General features: G+C 67.4%; 19 protein-coding genes. 10 read left to right on the plus strand and 9 right to left on the minus strand.

Annotation, left to right across the window (positions count from 1 at the left end; genetic code table 11):
* The first annotated feature begins 33 nt into the window (after positions 1–33).
* The 7 genes from hemC to QZ647_RS05780 all read left to right on the plus strand — a co-directional run bounded on the left by hemC (position 34) and on the right by QZ647_RS05780 (position 6,947).
* Positions 34–912, plus strand: a complete 879-nt coding sequence (hemC, locus tag QZ647_RS05750; protein ID WP_291271246.1) for a hydroxymethylbilane synthase — start codon at positions 34–36, stop codon at positions 910–912.
* The gene (locus QZ647_RS05755; RefSeq protein WP_291271247.1) at positions 909–1,601 is read left to right on the plus strand and encodes a uroporphyrinogen-III synthase; all 693 of its coding nucleotides are present in this window, start codon (positions 909–911) and stop codon (positions 1,599–1,601) included. The genes hemC and QZ647_RS05755 overlap by 4 nt, the downstream gene beginning before the upstream one ends.
* On the plus strand, positions 1,595–2,572 hold the full coding sequence (gene hemB, locus QZ647_RS05760; RefSeq protein ID WP_291271248.1) for a porphobilinogen synthase: 978 nt from the start codon (positions 1,595–1,597) through the stop codon (positions 2,570–2,572). Before QZ647_RS05755 ends, hemB begins: the two co-directional genes overlap by 7 nt.
* 43 nt (positions 2,573–2,615) lie before the next feature.
* Entirely contained in the window at positions 2,616–3,872 is a 1,257-nt protein-coding gene (locus QZ647_RS05765; protein ID WP_291271249.1) for a glutamate-1-semialdehyde 2,1-aminomutase, read from the plus strand.
* Between the two features lie 67 nt (positions 3,873–3,939).
* Positions 3,940–4,929, plus strand: coding sequence for a uroporphyrinogen decarboxylase (gene hemE, locus QZ647_RS05770; protein WP_291271250.1), 990 nt, complete (start codon positions 3,940–3,942; stop codon positions 4,927–4,929).
* The gene (gene hemN, locus QZ647_RS05775; protein WP_291271251.1) at positions 4,926–6,296 is read left to right on the plus strand and encodes an oxygen-independent coproporphyrinogen III oxidase; all 1,371 of its coding nucleotides are present in this window, start codon (positions 4,926–4,928) and stop codon (positions 6,294–6,296) included. The genes hemE and hemN overlap by 4 nt, the downstream gene beginning before the upstream one ends.
* A gap of 144 nt (positions 6,297–6,440) precedes the next feature.
* A complete protein-coding gene (locus QZ647_RS05780; RefSeq protein ID WP_291271252.1) occupies positions 6,441–6,947 on the plus strand; it encodes a hypothetical protein in 507 nt (168 codons plus the stop codon).
* A 269-nt stretch (positions 6,948–7,216) separates the two neighbouring features.
* Here the strand turns inward: QZ647_RS05780 and QZ647_RS05785 are convergent, their stop codons facing one another.
* From QZ647_RS05785 to QZ647_RS05810, 6 genes are all read right to left on the minus strand, one after another.
* A complete protein-coding gene (locus QZ647_RS05785; protein ID WP_291271253.1) occupies positions 7,217–8,209 on the minus strand; it encodes a hypothetical protein in 993 nt (330 codons plus the stop codon).
* Positions 8,206–8,928, minus strand: coding sequence for an ABC transporter ATP-binding protein (locus tag QZ647_RS05790; RefSeq protein ID WP_291271254.1), 723 nt, complete (start codon positions 8,926–8,928; stop codon positions 8,206–8,208). The genes QZ647_RS05785 and QZ647_RS05790 overlap by 4 nt, the downstream gene beginning before the upstream one ends.
* Positions 8,929–8,930: 2 nt before the next feature.
* Entirely contained in the window at positions 8,931–10,067 is a 1,137-nt protein-coding gene (locus QZ647_RS05795; protein ID WP_291271255.1) for an FtsX-like permease family protein, read from the minus strand.
* Positions 10,030–10,281, minus strand: coding sequence for a hypothetical protein (locus tag QZ647_RS05800; RefSeq protein ID WP_366526153.1), 252 nt, complete (start codon positions 10,279–10,281; stop codon positions 10,030–10,032). Before QZ647_RS05800 ends, QZ647_RS05795 begins: the two co-directional genes overlap by 38 nt.
* A gap of 88 nt (positions 10,282–10,369) precedes the next feature.
* Positions 10,370–10,825, minus strand: a complete 456-nt coding sequence (locus tag QZ647_RS05805; protein WP_291271257.1) for a nitrous oxide reductase accessory protein NosL — start codon at positions 10,823–10,825, stop codon at positions 10,370–10,372.
* Positions 10,826–10,863: 38 nt separating this feature from the next.
* Positions 10,864–11,277: a response regulator gene (locus QZ647_RS05810; RefSeq protein ID WP_291271258.1), complete on the minus strand. Its 414-nt coding sequence runs from the start codon at positions 11,275–11,277 to the stop codon at positions 10,864–10,866.
* A gap of 247 nt (positions 11,278–11,524) precedes the next feature.
* Between QZ647_RS05810 and QZ647_RS05815 the strand changes: the two genes are divergently transcribed.
* Positions 11,525–12,187 (plus strand): response regulator transcription factor, encoded by a 663-nt coding sequence (locus QZ647_RS05815; protein WP_291271259.1) that lies wholly within the window; start codon positions 11,525–11,527, stop codon positions 12,185–12,187.
* Here the strand turns inward: QZ647_RS05815 and QZ647_RS05820 are convergent.
* The 3 genes from QZ647_RS05820 to QZ647_RS05830 all read right to left on the minus strand — a co-directional run bounded on the left by QZ647_RS05820 (position 12,177) and on the right by QZ647_RS05830 (position 16,426).
* A complete protein-coding gene (locus tag QZ647_RS05820) occupies positions 12,177–13,919 on the minus strand; it encodes a PAS domain-containing sensor histidine kinase (RefSeq protein ID WP_291271260.1) in 1,743 nt (580 codons plus the stop codon). The genes QZ647_RS05815 and QZ647_RS05820 overlap by 11 nt on opposite strands.
* 123 nt (positions 13,920–14,042) lie before the next feature.
* A complete protein-coding gene (locus tag QZ647_RS05825) occupies positions 14,043–14,477 on the minus strand; it encodes an FKBP-type peptidyl-prolyl cis-trans isomerase (protein ID WP_291271261.1) in 435 nt (144 codons plus the stop codon).
* A 122-nt stretch (positions 14,478–14,599) separates the two neighbouring features.
* The gene (locus tag QZ647_RS05830) at positions 14,600–16,426 is read right to left on the minus strand and encodes a long-chain fatty acid--CoA ligase (protein ID WP_291271262.1); all 1,827 of its coding nucleotides are present in this window, start codon (positions 16,424–16,426) and stop codon (positions 14,600–14,602) included.
* Between the two features lie 33 nt (positions 16,427–16,459).
* Here QZ647_RS05830 and QZ647_RS05835 point away from each other — a divergent pair, with 33 nt between their 5' ends.
* Both QZ647_RS05835 and QZ647_RS05840 read left to right on the plus strand, forming a co-directional pair.
* The gene (locus tag QZ647_RS05835) at positions 16,460–17,380 is read left to right on the plus strand and encodes a tyrosine-type recombinase/integrase (RefSeq protein WP_291271263.1); all 921 of its coding nucleotides are present in this window, start codon (positions 16,460–16,462) and stop codon (positions 17,378–17,380) included.
* Positions 17,381–17,389: 9 nt separating this feature from the next.
* Positions 17,390–18,076: a fumarylacetoacetate hydrolase family protein gene (locus QZ647_RS05840; protein ID WP_291271264.1), complete on the plus strand. Its 687-nt coding sequence runs from the start codon at positions 17,390–17,392 to the stop codon at positions 18,074–18,076.
* Positions 18,077–18,079 lie beyond the last annotated feature (3 nt).

Raw genomic sequence — 18,079 nt, forward strand, 5'->3', positions numbered from 1 at the left:
GCACGCCTCGCGTGCGATAGGCGGAGGTGTCGCATGAAACATGTCACGGTCGCCACCCGAGGATCCGCCCTGGCCGTGGGCCAGGCCGAGCCCATGGTGAGGTTTCTTGAATCGAAGGGCTACGAGGTGTCGTGGCGCAAATTCTCCACTTCCGGCGACCAGTGGCTGCAGGGGCCCCTCGACAAGCAGGTGGGCGGCGGCTTCTTTACCAAGGAGCTGGAGGACGCCATGGCCGGCGGCCATGCGGACCTGCTGATCCACAGCCTCAAGGATGTATCGCTGGAGCGGCCGGCCGGCATCGTGCCCGCCTGCATCCCCCTTCGCGAGGATCCTTCGGACTGGCTGGTGATGCGGCCGGACGCGCCGGAGGATCTGGTCATCGGCACCAGCGCCGTGCGCCGGGAGCGCGTGCTGAGCCAGCTGTTCCCCAAGGCCCGCTTCACCTGGATCCGGGGCAATGTCCAGACGCGCCTCCAGCGCGTGCGCGATGGCATCCTCCGGGATGAGCCAGTGCATGCCACCATGCTCGCCGCGGCGGGGCTGAAGCGCCTGGGCCTGGACCTCGCGGGGCTGACGGTCCGGCCGCTCACGGCGGCGGAGCTGCCTTCGGCGCCCGGGCAGGGCGCCCTGCTGGCGGAAGCCCGCGCCGACCGTCCCGACCTGATCGAGGCCCTGGCCGAAATCCATGACGCCATGACCGCCCGCTGCGTTGCCCTGGAGCGCCAGGTGCTGGCCGGCATCGGCGGCGGCTGCCAACAGCCGCTGGGGGCGCTGGCCACCCCCCAGGCCGATGGGTCGCTGCTGCTCCAGGCCGCCTACGCGCCGGATGGCGAGCTCCGCCGGGCCGAGGCCCAGGGGACGGATGACGGGACCCTGCTGGCACGCGTCCTGAAGGGCATCGGCCTCTCATGACGCCTTCGGCCCACCACCCGCGCCTGGCGCTGGCCCGGCCCGCCCAGCATCCGCTGGCGGACACGGTGCGCAAGGCCGGCTGGCGGCCGGTTCCCTATTCGTTCACCTGCCTGAAAGTCACGGCGGGCGCCCCCCCCCTGCCGCTGGATGAGGTCCGGGCGCTGCTGGTCCTGAGCCCGTCGGGGGCCAAGGTGGCCGCCACGGCCCTGCCTTCTGGGATGACCTGCCTGGTCCAGGGCGCGGGCACCGCGGATGCCCTGGGGCGCGACGACCTGGATGTCCAACTGCCTTCCGAGGCGCGGGCCGAGGCCCTGTGGGACCTGCTGCAGACCCGGTTTCCCCAGGGTGGAGACTTCATCCTCGCCCGGGGAGAGCGGAGCCGCGAGTATCTGGAAGTCGCCGCGCGGGATTCGGTCTGGCGCATCCATCCCTGGATCACCCACCGCGAGGCTCCCCGGGAGCCGTTCCCGCCCCTGCCCAAGGTTGAAGGCGTGTTGGCCCTGAGCCCGCTTCAGGCCGAGATCCTCGCGCCCCTGGCCGGGGATGTGCAGCGCTTCGCCTGGGGCGAGGCCACCGCCGAGGCCTTCGCCAAGGCCGGTGCCCCCGCCCACGCCCACTGCGAGCCGAAGCCCAGCCTGTTATGGGCCATGCTCGCGCAGCATCTCAAGAAGGAGGAGTCCCCATGCTGAACCGCTCCCGCCGCCTTCGCACCAGCGCCGCCATGCGCAACCTGGTGGCCGAGACCGACCTTCGCGCCCGCCACCTGATCCAGGGGCACTTCGTCCAGCCCCAGGCCGGCAGCAGCGAGATCTCCAGCATGCCGGGCATCTTCAATGCCGGCGTGGAGGACACGGTCCGCCAGGTGGAGAAGGACCTCAAGAAGGGGCTCTCCAGCGTGCTGCTCTTCGGCGTGCCGGAGGAAGGCTCCAAGACGCCCGATGCGGCCTATGTCCGCGACCGCCAGGGCATCGTCCCCAAGGCGGTGACGGCCCTGAAGAAGGCGTTCGGCTCGGACCTCATCGTGATCACGGATGTCTGCCTCTGCGGCGCCACCAGCCACGGCCACTGCGGCCTCGTGGACGAGGAGGGCGTCGTCCGGAACGACGAGACGCTGCCGATCCTGGCGGAAATGGCCCTGCGGCACGCCGAGGCGGGCGCCGATGTGGTCTCGCCCAGCGACATGATGGATGGCCGCGTGGCCGCGATCCGCGCCCTGCTCGACCAGAACGGCTTCACCCAGACCAGCATCCTCAGCTACGCCATCAAGCATGCGGGCGCCTACTACGGCCCCTTCCGCGAAGCCGCCCACAGCAGCCCCAAGTTCGGCGACCGGAAGACCTACCAGATGGATCCCCGCAATGCCCGCGAGGGCCTGCGGGACGCGCTCCTGGATGTGGAGGAGGGGGCGGACATGCTCATGGTCAAGCCGGCCCTGCCGAACCTCGACCTCATCTGGCGCCTGCGCGAAGCCCAGCTGGCACCCATCTGCGCCTACCATGTGTCCAGCGAATTCAGCAGCGTCAAGGCGGCCGATCGGCTGGGCTGGGTGAACGGTGACCAGCTGATGTACGAGCACCTCCTCGCCATCCGGCGCGCCGGCGCGGACATGATCGTCACCTACGCCGGCCGCGAGGCCGTGGAAAAGGGATGGGTCTCCTGAGTCGAAGGAAAACCGTCAACCGCAGAGCATCTAAGAGGCATTCATGAGCAACGAGACCCTGTTCCAGGAAGCGCTCACCCATTTTCCCGGCGGCGTCTCCAGCCCCGTGCGGGCCTTCCGCGCCGTGGGCGGCACGCCCAAGTTCTTCAAGAAGGCTTCGGGCGCCTGGTTCGAGGACGAGGATGGCCAGCGCTTCCTCGATCTCTGCATGTCCTGGGGCCCGCTGATCCTGGGCCACGCCCACCCTGACATCCTGGCCGCCGTGAACGAGGCCATGCAGGAGGGCCTCACCTTCGGTGCCCCCAGCCGCCGCGAGTTGAGCCTGGCCCGCAAGATCAAGGAGATGGTGCCCTTCATCGAGAAGATGCGCTTCGTGTCCTCGGGTACCGAGGCCGTCATGTCCGCCCTGCGCGCCGCGCGCGGCTTCACGGGCCGGGAGCGCATCCTGAAGTTCGAGGGCTGCTACCACGGCCACAGCGACGGCCTGCTGGTGAAGGCCGGCTCCGGCCTCGTGACCTTCGGCGCCCCCACGAGCGCCGGCGTGCCCAAGGCCATCGCCGAGCTGACCTCGGTGGTCACGCTCGATGACCTGGAGACCCTGGAGTGCACCTTCGCCGAGATCGGTAACGAGCTGGCCGCGGCCATCATCGAGCCCATTCCGGCCAACAACGGCCTGCTGCTCCAGCGTCCCGAGTTCCTCAAGCGCCTGCGCGAGCTGTGCACCCAGCACGGCGTGGTCCTCATCTTCGACGAGGTCATCAGCGGCTTCCGCGTGGCTCCGGGCGGCGCGGCCGAGCGCCTGGGTATCACCCCGGACATGGCGACCTACGGCAAGATCATCGGCGGCGGCATGCCCGTGGGCCTCTACGGCGGCCGCAAGGACATCATGGGCGTGGTCGCGCCGGACGGCCCGGTCTATCAGGCGGGCACGCTGTCCGGCAATCCCGTGGCCATGGCCGCCGGCCTGGCCACCATGGAGAAGCTCACCCCGGCCTTCTACGCCGGCTTGGAGGCCAATGCCGAGAAGTGGGCCGCAGCCTTCGAGACCATCCCCGGCCTCCACTGCCCCCGCTACGGCAGCCTGCTCTGGCCGCTGTTCCAGGACGGCGTGCGCCGCAGCGACGCGGTGAAGGGCGAGGCCATCAGCGTCTTCAACCGTCTGCACAAGGCCCTGCTGGGTCAGGGCGTCTACCTCCCGCCCAGCGGCTACGAGGTGGCCTTCCTCAGCGCCGCCCACGGCGAAGCCGAGCTGGCCCGCTTCAAGCAGGCCGCGGCCGTCGTAGCCAAGGACTTCGCCTGATCTTTCGCAAGCCTCTTCCTTTTCGTTCTCTGCCTCCTCTGCGGTGAATGGTTTTTTCGGTGATGTGATGCCCCAGTCCCTGCTGCGTGTTCTCAACGGTGAAGTCCTCGACAAGCCCCCGGTCTGGTTCATGCGCCAGGCGGGGCGCTTCCTGCCGGAGTACCGCGAGGTGCGGGCCAAGGTCACCTTCGAGCAGCTGCTCAATGATTCGGATCTGGCGGCGGAAGTCACCCTGCAGCCCATCCGCCGCTTCCCCCAGATCGACGGCGCCATCATCTTCAGCGACATCCTGGTGATTCTCGATGCGCTGGGCTGCGAGGTCACCATCCCCGAGGGCGGCCCCCGCATCGGCAAGACGCTGGACCAGATCGACATCAACCGTCCCCTGGACGAGAAGGTCTTCGAGCCGGTCTGCAACGCCATCCGCAAGGTGAAGGCCAACCTGCCCGAGAAGGTCACGATGCTCGGTTTCGCAGGCGCTCCCTGGACCCTGCTGGCCTACGGCATCGAAGGGAAGGGCAGCAAGGGCTGGGCGAAGGCCAAGGCCTTCATCCACCAGAACCCCGTGCTGGCCCAGAAGTGGATGGACAAACTGGCAGACGCCGCCGCGCGGCTGCTGAACCTGCACATCGAGGCCGGTGCCCAGGGCGTGCAGCTCTTCGACACCTGGGCCGGTGAGCTCGACGCCGACGACTACGCGACCTTCGCGCTGCCCTCCGTGGAACGCACGCTCTCCCAGGTGACGGCCGCGCCGACCCTCTTCTTCGCCCGCACCGGCTATCTGCCGGATGCCCTGAACCAGCTGCCCTGCAAGGGCCTGGCCGTGCCATGGCAGGTGCCCATCAGCGAGGCCCGCCGCCGCTTCCCGAAGATGGTGCTGCAGGGCAACCTGGATCCCACCGCGTTGCTGGCGGGCGCCGACACCGCCAAGCGGAAGGCCCGGGCCATCGTGGACGCCATGAAGGGGCACCCCCATGTTTTCAATCTGGGTCACGGGCTCGTGCCCGAGACCGACCCCGCCGTGGTGGCGGCCGTTCTTGACGAGGTGAAGGCATGAACCAGCTCGCCGATCTCATCCGTCGGTACGACCGGCCCGGGCCGCGCTACACGGGGTACCCCATGCCCCCGGTCTGGTCCGACGACTTTCCGGAGCCCGAGGTGCTGGCGGCGCTCGACCGCGCCAACGCCCGCCCGGACGAGGCCCTGTCGCTCTACCTGCACATCCCCTTCTGCCCCCGGCGCTGCGCCTACTGCGGCTGCAATGTGGTGGTGAGCCCCCAGTACGATCCTGTGGAGGCCTACCTGGCGGCGGTGACGAAGGAACTCGACCTTGTCTGCTCGCGCCTGAAGGACCGTCGCAAGGCCCTGCAGCTGCACTGGGGCGGCGGCACACCCACCTACCTGAAGGCGGCGGACCTCAAGCGCACCTTCCAGCTCTTCAAGGACCGCTTCGAGTTCCTGCCGGGCGCCGAGATCGCCATCGAAGTGGACCCCACCTTCCTGGAGCCGGATCAGCTGCCGGCGCTGCGGGAGATGGGCTTCAACCGGGTCTCCTTCGGGGTGCAGGATCTGGACGAGAATGTGCAGGCCCTCATCACCCGCGGCCAGACCTGGGACCACACCCTCACGGCCATGCGGCAGTGCCGGGAGCTGGGCTTTGACGGCGTGAACCTGGATCTGGTCTACGGCCTGCCGGGCCAGACCATGGATACCTTCCGCCGTACCCTGGAATCCACCCTGGAATTGTCGCCGGACCGCATGGCCATCTACGGCTTCGCCTACCTGCCCAGCATCATGCCTTTCCAGCGGAGCATCCCCGAGGAGACCCTGCCCACGCCGGAGCTGCGCCTGGATCTGCTGCTGCTGGCCTCGGACATCCTGGAGAAGGCGGGCTATGTCGCCATCGGCATGGACCACTTCGCCCACCCGGACGATCCCATGGCCAAGGCCGTCCAGGAGGGCAAGCTCATCCGCAACTTCATGGGCTACGCGGTGAAGGCGGGCTCGGATCTGGTGGGCTTCGGGCCCAGCGCCATCTCCAATGTGGCCGGCGTGTACTCCCAGAACGAGAAGATCCTCGCCAAGTGGGAACGGAGCATCACGGAAGGGCATCTTGCCGTCCACAAGGGTCATCGCCTGACCGAGGACGACGAGCTGCGCCGCTGGGTGATCCACCACCTCATGGGCCACTTCGAGCTGCGCTGGGAGGATCTCAAGCAGCGGTTCGGCGTGGACGGGCCGGTACTCTTCGCCGATGCCGTGACGCAGCTGAAAGAGGAGGTGCCCCAGGGCACGGTGGAGGTCCGCCCGGAGGGGATCTTCATCACGGATCTGGGCCGGCGCTTCGTCCGGAACCTGGTGCAGCCCTTCGATGCCTACCTGGCGAAACTCAGCGCCAAGACGGCTTTTTCCAGAACCGTCTGACCAGGTCCATTGAATAGCTGACCCAAAGGCCTACATTGGGAAGTGTGGAGACCCGCCCGCTGGGACCCGGGCTCCAAAGCCTTCGGCCCCTCCGGTGGTCTCCGCGAACCTGCCTGGTATCCAGGCGATGTCGCGGAGGGTTCCATGTTGAAACTGTCGCTCCTCCTTCTCCCGGCCCTGGTGCTCCAGGCCCAGGACTCGGTGATTCCAGGCGCCGTGGAGGTGCGCACCGGCGTCTTTGTGCTCAAGGGCACGCCCAACGAGACCACCTGCCAGGCGCTGAAGAAGCACCACTTCACCCATGTGATAGACCTGCGCCGGGATGACGAGCCGAACCTCAATTGCGAGTCCGAGTCGGCGAAGATGTCCGATCTGGGAATCCACTACCAGCGCTACGCGCTGGCCAAGGCGCCTCCGGATGCGGACTTCGACTTCCTGAGAACCCTGTTGCGCGACCTTCCCAAGGGCTCCCGGGTGCTGCTCCACTGCAGCAACGGCAACCGGGCCGCGGCCATCGTCTGCCCGTGGCTGGTGCTGGACAAGGGGATGCCCATGTCGGAGGCGCTCCGGATCTCCATGGAAGCAGGTCTCCAACTGCCTGAAACCCAGGCGGCCGTCCGGCGCTACCTCGGCCGCCACGGCATGACCTAGAGCGCCGAACAAAACCCCGACGGGGCCGCGAGCAAGCCAGGTGGGATGCACCGCCAGGAAGGGCCCGCAGGGCGATGCGGGACATCGTTCAAGGGCCGTGACGCCGCGGGGCGCCCACCTGGCTTGCTCCCTCCGGGCGAGGGCCGGCGAGCGTCGCGATGCAGCGTCACGCTCGTCACGCGTATTACCCGCTACGCGTCTCCTCGCGTTCCTCGCCTCACTCGCCCGGCGGCCCTCGCGCGATCCCGTGGGGGTTTTGTTCGGCACTCCTAGAGTTTTAAGGGCGACAGCACCATCCATGCGCCCACGATGAGGGTGAAGAGCAGGGCCAGGGTCAGCGCGGTCCAGGTGAGCTTCCGCTGGATCCCGGGCAGGGCGAGCGCCAGGCTGGGGCGCCCTTGAAAGGGCGCCAAGGCGCCGACGCCCAGGCCCGAGATGGCTCCCCCCAGCAAGGCTCCGTAGAGCGGATAGCCGACGAAGCCGTACTCCCGGTGCAGCAGGCAGAAGGGGCAGTGGTGGGTAGGCAGGGCGTAGATGTAGAGGCCGATGAAGGAGATCAGTGAGGCGGTGGCCACCGCCAGGAAGGCCAGGCTGAGGATTGCGAACGGGATCGTGCCTTGGCGCCTCCGGAGAACGAGGCCGCCTGTGACCAGCAGGGCCGCCAGGACGGACCAGAAGGCGGGGCGCATGAGCCGTGGGGGCAGCCCGGCCAGGCTGGCTCCGAGGCTCTGGCGGCCCTGCCCGAAGAGGCTGCCGCAGCAGCTCGTCATCACATCGGCTTTCAGGCCGGCGACATAGCGCCACAGCAGGTAGGTTTCCAGCAGCACCAGGGGGACGAGCAGCAGCAGCAGGGCGTGCTTCGCACGGATCAGCGGGTAGTCGTGGCCCCGGGTATCCGCGTGATGGAGGACCAGCCACAGCCCTGCCAGCAAGCAGGTGCCGAGCTTCACCAGGAGGGTGGGGTAGCCGAACCCGTTGGCGGCGAGGGAGCCTGCGGCGCACATGGCGCCCACGAACTGATCGTGCAGGCCATCCGCCGTGAAGACGAACAGGAACAGGGACAGGATCTGGATGACGAGGGCGTTGGCGACGAGGGTGGAGACCAGGTAGGTGCGCCGTTCCAGATCGAGCTGCCGCTCGCTGCCGCTCCGGAGGTTCCACCGGAGCATGATCTCGACGGCATGCCAGCCCGCGAAGCCCAGCATGAGCGAGACGAGGCCCGAGGCGAGCAGGAGGGCGAGGACTCCCGGGTGCTGAATCATGGCGTGGTCGCGGTGATGCGGCCGTCGCGCAAGGTCACCACCCGGTCCGCGAGGGGCGACTCGTAGACGATGGGGTCATGGCTGGCGATGAGGAGGGTTCGGCCGGTGGCCTTGAAGGTCCCCATCAGCTCCATGAACTCCGTGGAGAGCCGGCTGTCCAGGTGGGCCGTCGGCTCATCGGCGATGATCACGGCGGGATCGTTGATGAGGGCCCGGGCCACGGCCACGCGCTGGGCTTCGCCGCCAGACAGCCGGCCCACGGCGGCTGTGGCCTGTCTCGAAAGGCCGAAGCGGTCCAGCAGCTCCAGGGCGCGGCGGCGGACGGCAGCGGCGTCCTCCCCCGTGGGGCAGGCCGGGAGCATCACATTCTCCAGGGCCGAGATGCCCTGGATCAGGTTGAACTGCTGGAAGATGAAGCCGAAGGTCCGGCGCCGGATGCCTGTGAGGAAACGCTCGGGGAGGCTGGTGATCTCGAGGCCGTCCCCCGCGGGGAGGCCGGGCAGGGCCACCGCGGGGAGACCGTGGAGGTGGATGCGGCCCGAGGTGGGGCGGGCCATGCAGCCGATGAGGGTCAGCAGGGTCGTCTTGCCGGAGCCACTGGGGCCCTTGAGGATCGTGAGCTGGCCGAACGGAATCTGGAGGCTCACGCCGTCCACCGCGGTGAACGGCGTGGCGAGGCCGGCATGGTAGGTCTTCACCACCTGGGTGAGCTCGATCATGGTCAGGACCTCATCGCGGCATCGGGGTCCACCGTGGCGGCCCGCCAACACGGCACGAGGGTGGCGGCCGTGTAGGGCAGGACCGTGAGGAAGAACAGCACCCCGAGCTGATAGGCGTCCACCGTGGGGATGAGGCGGTAGCGCGGGAAGAGCACCGACCAGCCCTTGAGGGCGTGCTCGAAGAGGGAGGCGGAGAAGAAGAAGACATGGCCGTAGGCGAGCAGGACGCCGGAGAGGAAGGCCGTGAGGGAGATGACGGTGCCTTCCCAGAACTTCAGCAGCAGCACATCCGAGGTCTCCCAGCCGATGGATTTCAGGATGCCGATCTCTTTGCGCTCCTCGGCGGAGAGGCCCGTGGCCTTGTCCCAGGCGAAGATGACGAAGGAGAGCATGGCCGAGGCCAGCACTGCCACCAGCAAGCCACCGCGCCAGTCGAAAATGGCGTCGTAAGTTCGGAGGATCTCGGATTTCAGGATGGGCCGGGCATCGGGGAACCGCTCCACGATCTTGGCGGCGATGGTGGGCAGCTCGCGGGGGTTTCCGGCGCGGACCATCAGGTCCGTGGCTTGGCCCTCGGGCAGGTTGAAGAGGGTGCGGATGTCCGGCAGGGACATGATGACGAGATCCGACGACACCAGCTCGGATTCGGCGGGCAGCACCTTCTGGATGGCGAACAGCATGGGTAGGCCGGAGTAGCCGCGGAGGGAGATCATGTCCCCCTCCCTCACGCGCATGCTGCGGGCCACACCCTGGCCGATGAGGACAGAATCCGCCGCCAGGCCGCCGCCCTCCTGGCCCATGACGGTGAGGTTCCCCCCATAGACGGGGTCGTAGTAGTAACCCCAGACCCGCGGCGTGACCTCCCGCACCCCCCGGATGGCGCGGATGGCCTCGGCTTGGGCCGTGGGGATCGGATCGTGGCGCCCAGCCACCATGCGCTGGACCACCATCTCCGGGGCCTGGCCGAGCACCAGCCGGGCCTCGCGTTTCAAAGCTTGGACGAAGAAGATCAGTGAGGCGAGCACGGCCACCACCAGCGTGTAGACCAGGAGCAGCGACAGGTTCCGCCCCCTTCGCCTCAGCAGCGACGACAGCGCGAAATCAAGGATGTTCCGGGTGCGGCGCAGGGACGGGGGCATGAGATCTCGTGGGAAAGGCGGGCGGCGGCACCAGGGAACCGGAGGGGAAGTGCTCCAGGCCCAGGGGGTGATCCTGGAAAGCGGCGTGGCGGTCGGCCATGGCTGGGTGGCGGGTGTAGCGGGCTTCGGTGAAGAGGCAGAGGTCCGTGAGGCCCAGTTCCTGAACAAGGATCTGGCTGGGCTGGCGCTGGAGGAGGGCAGGCCCTTCCTGCACCCGCGCATGGAGGAGGGCCGCCGCGAGCAGGCCGACCTGGGCGCCCGTCAGGATCAGGAAGAGGGTGGATTTGCGCACGGCGGGGAGCCTACTCCAGGGCTTTGAGGACAGCGGGCGTGACCTCCTGGAATCCCAGGATCCGCTGCCCCTTGTGATCCTTGAGGAAGTCGCGTGCATCGGCTTCGGATGCGAAGGGCACGAGCTCCCTTCCCATGGGGCCCATGACATCGCTGCCCATCGCGTAGAAGGCCTTCCGGCCATCGATGGGGGCGAGGCCGTAGTAGTCCTTCACCCGGATCGAAACGATGTCGGCCGCTTTCCGGCGCGGGGCGTAGCGGCCCAGGTCCAGCAGGCAGGTGAAGAGATCCTTCGGCCCGTCGAACCAGGCCGTGGTGCCGTCCTTGAAGCTGATGACCGAGGCCCAGTCGGGGAAATTCGCCACGAACATGCCGCACACGGCGCAGTTGCCCTGGGGCTCGGGGGGGGGCGCGGGGGCCGCCGCGAGACCGGCCGCCAGGGCCGCGGCGAGAGCGAGGGCGCGCATGGCAGGTCTCCTGAGAATCGATGAAACGAGGGAGGCGATCACGAAAGCATGCCAGGAGTCGGGGCCGGAGGGGGGCATGCCTGCCGCATGGACTTGTACCGGGAGGTGGTGATGAGCTGGATGACACCCTCCCAGTCGAGGTGATTCTTGACGAAAAAGGCGTCCAGGCCGGCTTTCCGTGCGGCCTCCCGGTATTCCGGAAGATCGTGGGCGGTGCAGATGGCCACCGGAATCTCCGGGTAGTCCCGATGGATGGTCTCCACCAGATCCAGGCCCGTGCCATCGGGAAGGCAGAGGTCCACCAGAACGGCTTCAGGGCGGGTTTCCCGGAGCCTCTGCCGCCCCTGGGCCAGGTTTTCGGCCTCATAGAAGCTCAAATCGGGGAAATGACGGCTCAGCGAATCCCGGAGGTACCGCCGGAACAACTGGTTGTCTTCCACGATCAGTACCATGGGGTCTCATTTCAACTCGGCGCCGCCAGAATTCCGGCGAGCCTGGTCCAAGAGAGGCGTGTAGCGGGATTAGCGCACATGCGCACCCGCAGGTCTCCATAGTGGGTCCCGGGGAAAGGCGGGCGAATGGGGGGTACCCCCCATTGGTCGGGTGGGAACTCCCCATATCCACTTTTCATAATGACTAGGCAATTCGGCCCTGGTCCCGCTAGGCTGTGGCGATACGCACGACGGGATCGAGAGTGGCATGGCCCAAGAACAGCGATATCGCCTCGTCATCGCGGAGGATCACACCATCCTCCGGGAAGGGCTGAAGGCATTGCTGAGTTCGCGACCGGATCTCGAGGTGGTGGGGGAGGCGGCCGACGGGCGCGAGGCGGTGCGGTGGGCGCAGGAGCTGACCCCCGATCTCATGATGCTGGACCTTTCCATGCCCCGGTCCAACGGGCTGGAAGCCCTGAAGGAGATCAAGCGCATCAGCCCCCAGACCAAGGTCTTGGTCCTGACAGTCCACAAGACTGAGGACTATGTGTTCACCGCGCTCCAGGCCGGGGCGGACGGCTATGTGCTGAAGGATTCGTCTGCATCGGAGCTGATGCTGGCCGTGCGCAGCGTGCTGAACGGCGAGCGGTACCTTGGGCCCGCCATCGCTTCGACCGTGGTGTCGGGCTACCTGGGGGCCAAGGATGCCACCGCCCTCCGTCCCGCCTTCGATGAACTCTCCACCCGGGAGCGGGAGGTCCTGAAGCTCATCGCGGAGGGCTACCGCACGAAGGACATCGCGGAGTACCTCTGCATCAGCCCCAAGACCGTGGAAAAGCACCGGGCCAACCTGATGGACCGGCTCAAGCTGCATACGGTGTCCGCCTTGACCACCTACGCCATCGAGAAGGGGCTCGTCACGAAGTGACGGGTTCTCCTTCGGAGGTGGGCCACCGGGCGATGATCATGGTGCCCTCGCCCTCGGTGGAGGTGAGGATGAGCGAGCCGCCGAACAGTTCGGCCCGCTCCCGCATGGAGGCCAGGCCGAAGCCCGTCGTGCCACCGTCGCGCCGGGTGACGGCGAGGTCGAAGCCCACACCGTTGTCCCAGATCATGAGCTGGAGGTCGTGGAGGACCTGCCTCAGGACGATGGTGATCTTGTCGGCTTGGCTGTGCTTGGCCGCATTGTTCATCGCCTCCTGGAGGATGCGGAACACATTCGTCCGGAGGAGGTCGGGGACTTCGAACTCCTCGACCTCGATGACCTTCTCCACCTGGATGTGGGGGTAGGTCCCCTGGAATTCCCGCACGAACCAGGCGATGGTGGCCAGCAGCCCGAGGTCGTCGAGGGTGGATGGGCGCAGGGCCATGGAAATGCGGCGGACCTCTTCGACCGAGGCCTGGATCACGGGAATGACCGCCTGCAGGGACTGGGCCTGGCGCCCGCCTGCCGGGGGCCACTCGTCGCTGTCCAGGACGCGCTCGACCATGAACTTGATGGCGCTCAGGGATTGGCCGATGCTGTCGTGCAGCTCGCGGGCGACGCGCTGGCGCTCGCTCTCCTGGGCCGTGAGCAGACGGGCCGAGAGGCGGTGCAGGGCCTCGCGGGAATCGCGGAGGGCCTGTTCGGCCTTGTGCCGTTCGGTGATGTCCTGGATGTTCGCCAGGAGTGCGTTTTCGCCCCGGTACCGGATGAGGATGCTGCGACCGCTGATCCAGCGAGTCTCCCCGGTGGAGGTGATGATGCGGCATTCGTAGTCCTGGGAAGGGCCCGACCCCAGGAATCTTCGCCGCCAGATCTCCTGGACGGTGGGCCAGTCGTCGGGATGGACGATGTCGGCGACATCCATGGCCTCCAGGTCGGAAGGCGACCGTCCCACCATCTGGAAGAACTTCTGGTTGGCGAACTCCAGCTTGCCGTTGCGGTAGATGAAGATTCCGGTGGGGGAGTTCTCCACGACGGTGCTGTATTTCTCTTCGGAGTAGCGCAGCTCCTCCTCGGCCTTCTTGCGTTCGGTCGTATCGATGAAGGTGTAGACGAATCCCGCGACGGATCCGTCGGCCCGCCAGATGGGAGAGCAGGTGAGGTAGGCCGGAAACCAGGTGTCGTCGCGGCGCACGGCCCGCACTTCGCCCGACCAGCCCTTCACAGCTCCGAAGGACGACAGACCCTGGCGCACGGCCGCTGCGCTGAATGCGGTCACCTTGGCCAGCGTCTCGCCGCGGACTTCCTCCTCTGTCCACCCGAACATCCGCTCGGCGAATTGATTCCAGTAGAGGATGACGCCGTGCTTTCCGGTGGCCACCACGCCCTGCTGGACCACGGCCAGGATCCTGGCCTGGAACTGGATCCGCTCGTCGGCCTTGGTCCGCTCCATGGCCTCGGCCATGATCCGCTCCTTGGCATCGTTGCGGATGAACTCGTTGGTGGCCTGCACCTCCCTCAGGGCCCGTTCGGTCTCCGCCTTGGCCAGGAGGTGGCGGACCATGGGCTTGATGAGCAGGTAGTACATGGAGGGGAAGCAGACGAGGATGAGGGTCCCGGAATCCACGAACGCCATGGTCAGGTGGTCGTCCAGGAACAGGGGCTCCAGGGCCACCATGATGGTGAGTTCGGTGATGACGATGATCGCCGACACGATCAGGAAGGACCGGATCACGCCCCGCGTGAGGGATGTGGGCGGTGGATTCTCCACCGGCGGCGGTGTCGGCCGGATGGGAAGGGGGGAGGGCGCTCGGCGCGGGGCAGTCACGGATGACCTCGGATGGTGGAAATCCTCGGGCTAGCGGATGTCGACGAGATCCAACTCGAAGAGCAGCGTGGCTCCGGGAGGGATGTCGTCACCGATCTCGTGGGGGGCGTAACCGAGGGCGGGGGGCACCCGGAGCAGGCGCTTCCCGCCCTGCCTCATGGTCGCAAGGCCTTCGTCCCACCCCTTGATGACCCGGCCGACGCCGAGGGGGAAGGTGGCGGGATAACCCCGCTTGCGCGTGTCGAGGAAGAGGCGCCCCTTCTGGCCGCTCTCCTCCACCCAGCCCAAGGCCTCGACCACGCAGGTCTGGCCGATCCGCGGGGAGGGGCCGCTCCCAGGGGCGAGGTCCGCGATCCCCAGGCCGCTTGGGGAGGTGGACAGGTGCGGTGCGGAGGCCTGAGGGGTACGGCACCCGTAGACGGAGACGAGCAGGAGGACGGACAGGCAGGCGATGCTGGCGCGCATGGAAGAACTCCCTGGGCTGGATGGACCGTCCAGCCTATCAGAGGTGGCTCCCGGGCGGTTTCAGGGGGAGCTGGCCGGGGTAGGGATTTTCCCCAGGGCCGGCCAGTGCCCGTAGGCCCCGATCAGCCCTTGAGCTCGGTGTACATCCCCTCGATCTGCTCGGCGTACATCTGATTCACGACCCGCCGCTTCACCTTGAGGGAGGGCGTCAGCTGACCGCCTTCGAGGGTCATCTCCTGATCCAGCAGGACGATTTTCTTGACGCGCTCGTAGTTGGAGAGGTGTTCGTTCACCCGCTCGACGCGGCTGCCCACCTTGGCCACCACGAGCGGGTTCTTGATGAGCTCGGCGTGGGACTTGAAGGTGATCTTCTTGTAGCCTGCCCACCGCACCAGGCTGTCGAAATTGGGCACGATGAGCGCGGTGATGAAGTTGCGCTGGTCACCGATGAGCACGGCTTGCGAGATGTACTTGTCCACCTTGAGCTGGTTCTCGATGGGCTGGGGGGCCACCTTCTTGCCCCCGCTCGTGACGATGAGCTCTTTCTTCCGGTCGGTGATGTACAGACGCCCCTCGTCGTCGAAGTGCCCGATGTCGCCGGTGTGGAAGTAGCCGTCGGCATCGATGGCTTCCTGGGTGGCTTTCTCGTTGTTCCAGTACCCCACCATGATGTTCGGCCCCTGGCAGAGGATCTCGCCATCTTCCGCGATCTTCACGAAGGGGCGGCCGTTCCATTCCTTGTAGAGCGGGCGGCCCACGCAGCCGGGGATGACCTCGCCGAAGCGGTTCACGGTGATGATCGGGCTGGTCTCGGTCAGGCCGTATCCCTCGAGGATGGGGATGCCGAGGATCCAGAAGAACTCCATGATCTTTCCGCCGAGGGGGGCGCCGCCGCTGACGGCGATCTTCAGCCGGCCCCCGGTGCGCTGGCGGATCTTCTCGAAGACGACGGCCTTCGCCGTGCGGTACCACATGCCCTTCCAGGAGGGGGGCTCCTGGCCCTTCAGCAGGTAGGGCACCGCCTGGCGGCCCGCCAGCATGGCCCAGTGGAAGATCAGGCGCTTGATGAAGCTGCCGGAGGACACCGCGTCGTAGATCTTCGCGAAGATCTTCTCGTAGATGCGGGGGACCGAGGCCATGAGCGTGGGTCGCACTTCCAGCATGTCGGCCGCGACGGTGTTGACGCTCTCCGCGTAGTAGATGGAGGCGCCGACATGAAACCACAGGAAGTGGCCGGCCATGCGCTCGAAGATGTGGGTGAGCGGCAGGAAGCTCAGGGCCCGCTCGTTGTCGGTGATGTTGGCCACCGTGGCCCGGCCCGCGAGGACATTGGATACGAGGTTGCCGTGCGTGAGGATGGCGCCTTTGGGGTCGCCTGTGGTGCCGGAGGTGTAGATGAGGGTGAGGATGTCCGAGGCTTTCCTCTGCTCGCCCCAGGCGCGGACTTCCGGACGACGGGCCTCCATGGCCAGGCCTTCCCGCTGGAGATCCGACCAGAGGAGGAGGTTCCGGCTGGCCACCGCCGGAAGCTCGCCATCGATCAGCACGGCGGCCTCCAGAGCCGGCAGCTCGTCCCAGTGGGCCAGCACCTTGTCGAGCTGTTCGCGAGTGGAGCAGAGCACCCACCGGGATTGGCTGTCCTTCAGGATATAGGCCGCCTGGTCGGCGTTCAGGGTGGCGTAGATGGTCACATCGGGGGTGCCCAGGATGGCGCAGGCGTAATCGGCGATGGCCCACTCCGGGCGGTTTTCCGACATGAACGCCACCCGGTCTCCGGGTTTGAGGCCGCGGGCGGCCATGGCCAGAGCCAAACGCTCGACCCGGGCCACGATCTCGGCGTGGGAAATGGGTTCGTAGACGCCATTGCGCTTCGCGGCGAGGGCGTCAGGAAGGTTCTTCTCTGCGGCCGTATAGAAAAGCTGGGCAATGGTTTCGATGGGCTGGGCCACAATGACTCCGAAACACTTGGGGGATGTGAAGGCATGGTAACAGGGAAGGGCGCAGCGCCGCTGGGGGAGGGCATTCAGGCCTTCCACCTGGAGCAGCGCGCCCGAGGCGTGTCACCTCATACGGCCCGGGCTCAGCAGGGCGATCTGGACAAGCTCCTCGACCATGCCGTCCGCAGCCGATGGGACGACTGGGAGGTCAGTCCCCGCACCGTCCGCGGATTCGCCCTGGAACTGGGGGACCGCGGCCTCGATCCCGCCAGCCAGGCCCGCATCCTCTCCACGGTGCGAGGGTTCTTCCGCTGGCTGTGGGAGACGCGGCGCATCACCAAGAACCCCGCTTCCGGCTTGCGGAATCCGAAGCAGCCCCAGCGGCTCCCGGCCTTCCTCACGGAAGGTGAAAGCCAGGCCCTCCTGGACCTGCCGCCGGCCATCGACTTCCCCTCCTCGCGCCTCACCTGCCTGCTGGAACTGCTCTACGCCTCGGGCCTGCGCGTGTCCGAGCTGGTGGGCCTCGATCTGCAGGATCTGCTGATGGACCAGCGCACCCTGCGGGTGCTCGGCAAGGGGCGCAAGGAGCGCCTGGTGCCCTACCATGTCCAGGCGGCGGAAATTCTCACGGCCTACCTGGGGTTCCGCTCCGCCTTCCTGGCGGCCAAGGGGCTGCCGCCCAACGCGGCCCTCTTCCTGAACCAGCGTGGCGGGCGGCTCACGCCGACCAGTGTGCGGGCGCTGCTCCGGGCGGCCCTGGAGGCGGCCTCCGTGCGGTCCCGCGTCAGCCCCCACGCGCTGCGGCACAGCTTCGCCACCCACCTGCTGAATCGCGGAATGGACCTGCGGGCCATCCAGGAGCTGCTGGGCCACGCCAGCCTCAGCACCACGCAGCGCTACACTCACCTGGGCCTCGATGAACTGGCCCGAACCTACGAGAAGGCCCACCCCCGGGCCAAAAGCTAGGAGCATTCCATGGCGTTCGTCATCCCCACCCCCCCCCGTCCTGCGATTCCCGTCGAGGGCATGGAGCCTCTGTTCCCGGTCCGGCGCATCTACTGCGTGGGGCGGAACTATGCGGACCACGCCCGGGAGATGGGCGGCGATCCGAATCGCGAGCCCCCGTTCTTCTTCGGGAAGCCGCATGATGCCGTGGTGCCGGGCGGTGGCGACATCGCCTATCCACCAGTCACCTCCAACCTGCACTACGAAGTGGAGCTGGTGGTGGCCCTCAGCGGGGGCGGACGGGACATTCCGGCCCAGGAGGCCCTCGCCTGCGTCTACGGGTACGCCGTGGGCATCGACCTCACCCGCCGGGACCTCCAGGCGAAGTTCAAGGACAAGGGCCAGCCCTGGGAGATGGCCAAGGGCTTCGACCAGTCGGCGCCGGTCTCGGCACTCGTGCCGGCGGCCCGCCTCGGTCACCCGGCATCCGGAGGCATCTGGTTGTCGGTGAACGGCGTGGAGCGGCAGCGCGGCGACCTGGCCCAGATGACCTGGAATGTGGCCGAGGTGATCGCCCACCTGTCGTCCTATGTGGCCCTGGCCCCCGGAGACATCATCTTCACCGGGACGCCGTCCGGCGTCGGCGCCATCGTCCGCGGGGACCGCGTGCGTTGCGGCATCGAGGGCATCGGAGAGCTGGAGATCGTCCTGGTCTGATCG

This window comes from Geothrix sp., assembly GCF_020622065.1.
Taxonomy (GTDB): domain Bacteria; phylum Acidobacteriota; class Holophagae; order Holophagales; family Holophagaceae; genus Geothrix.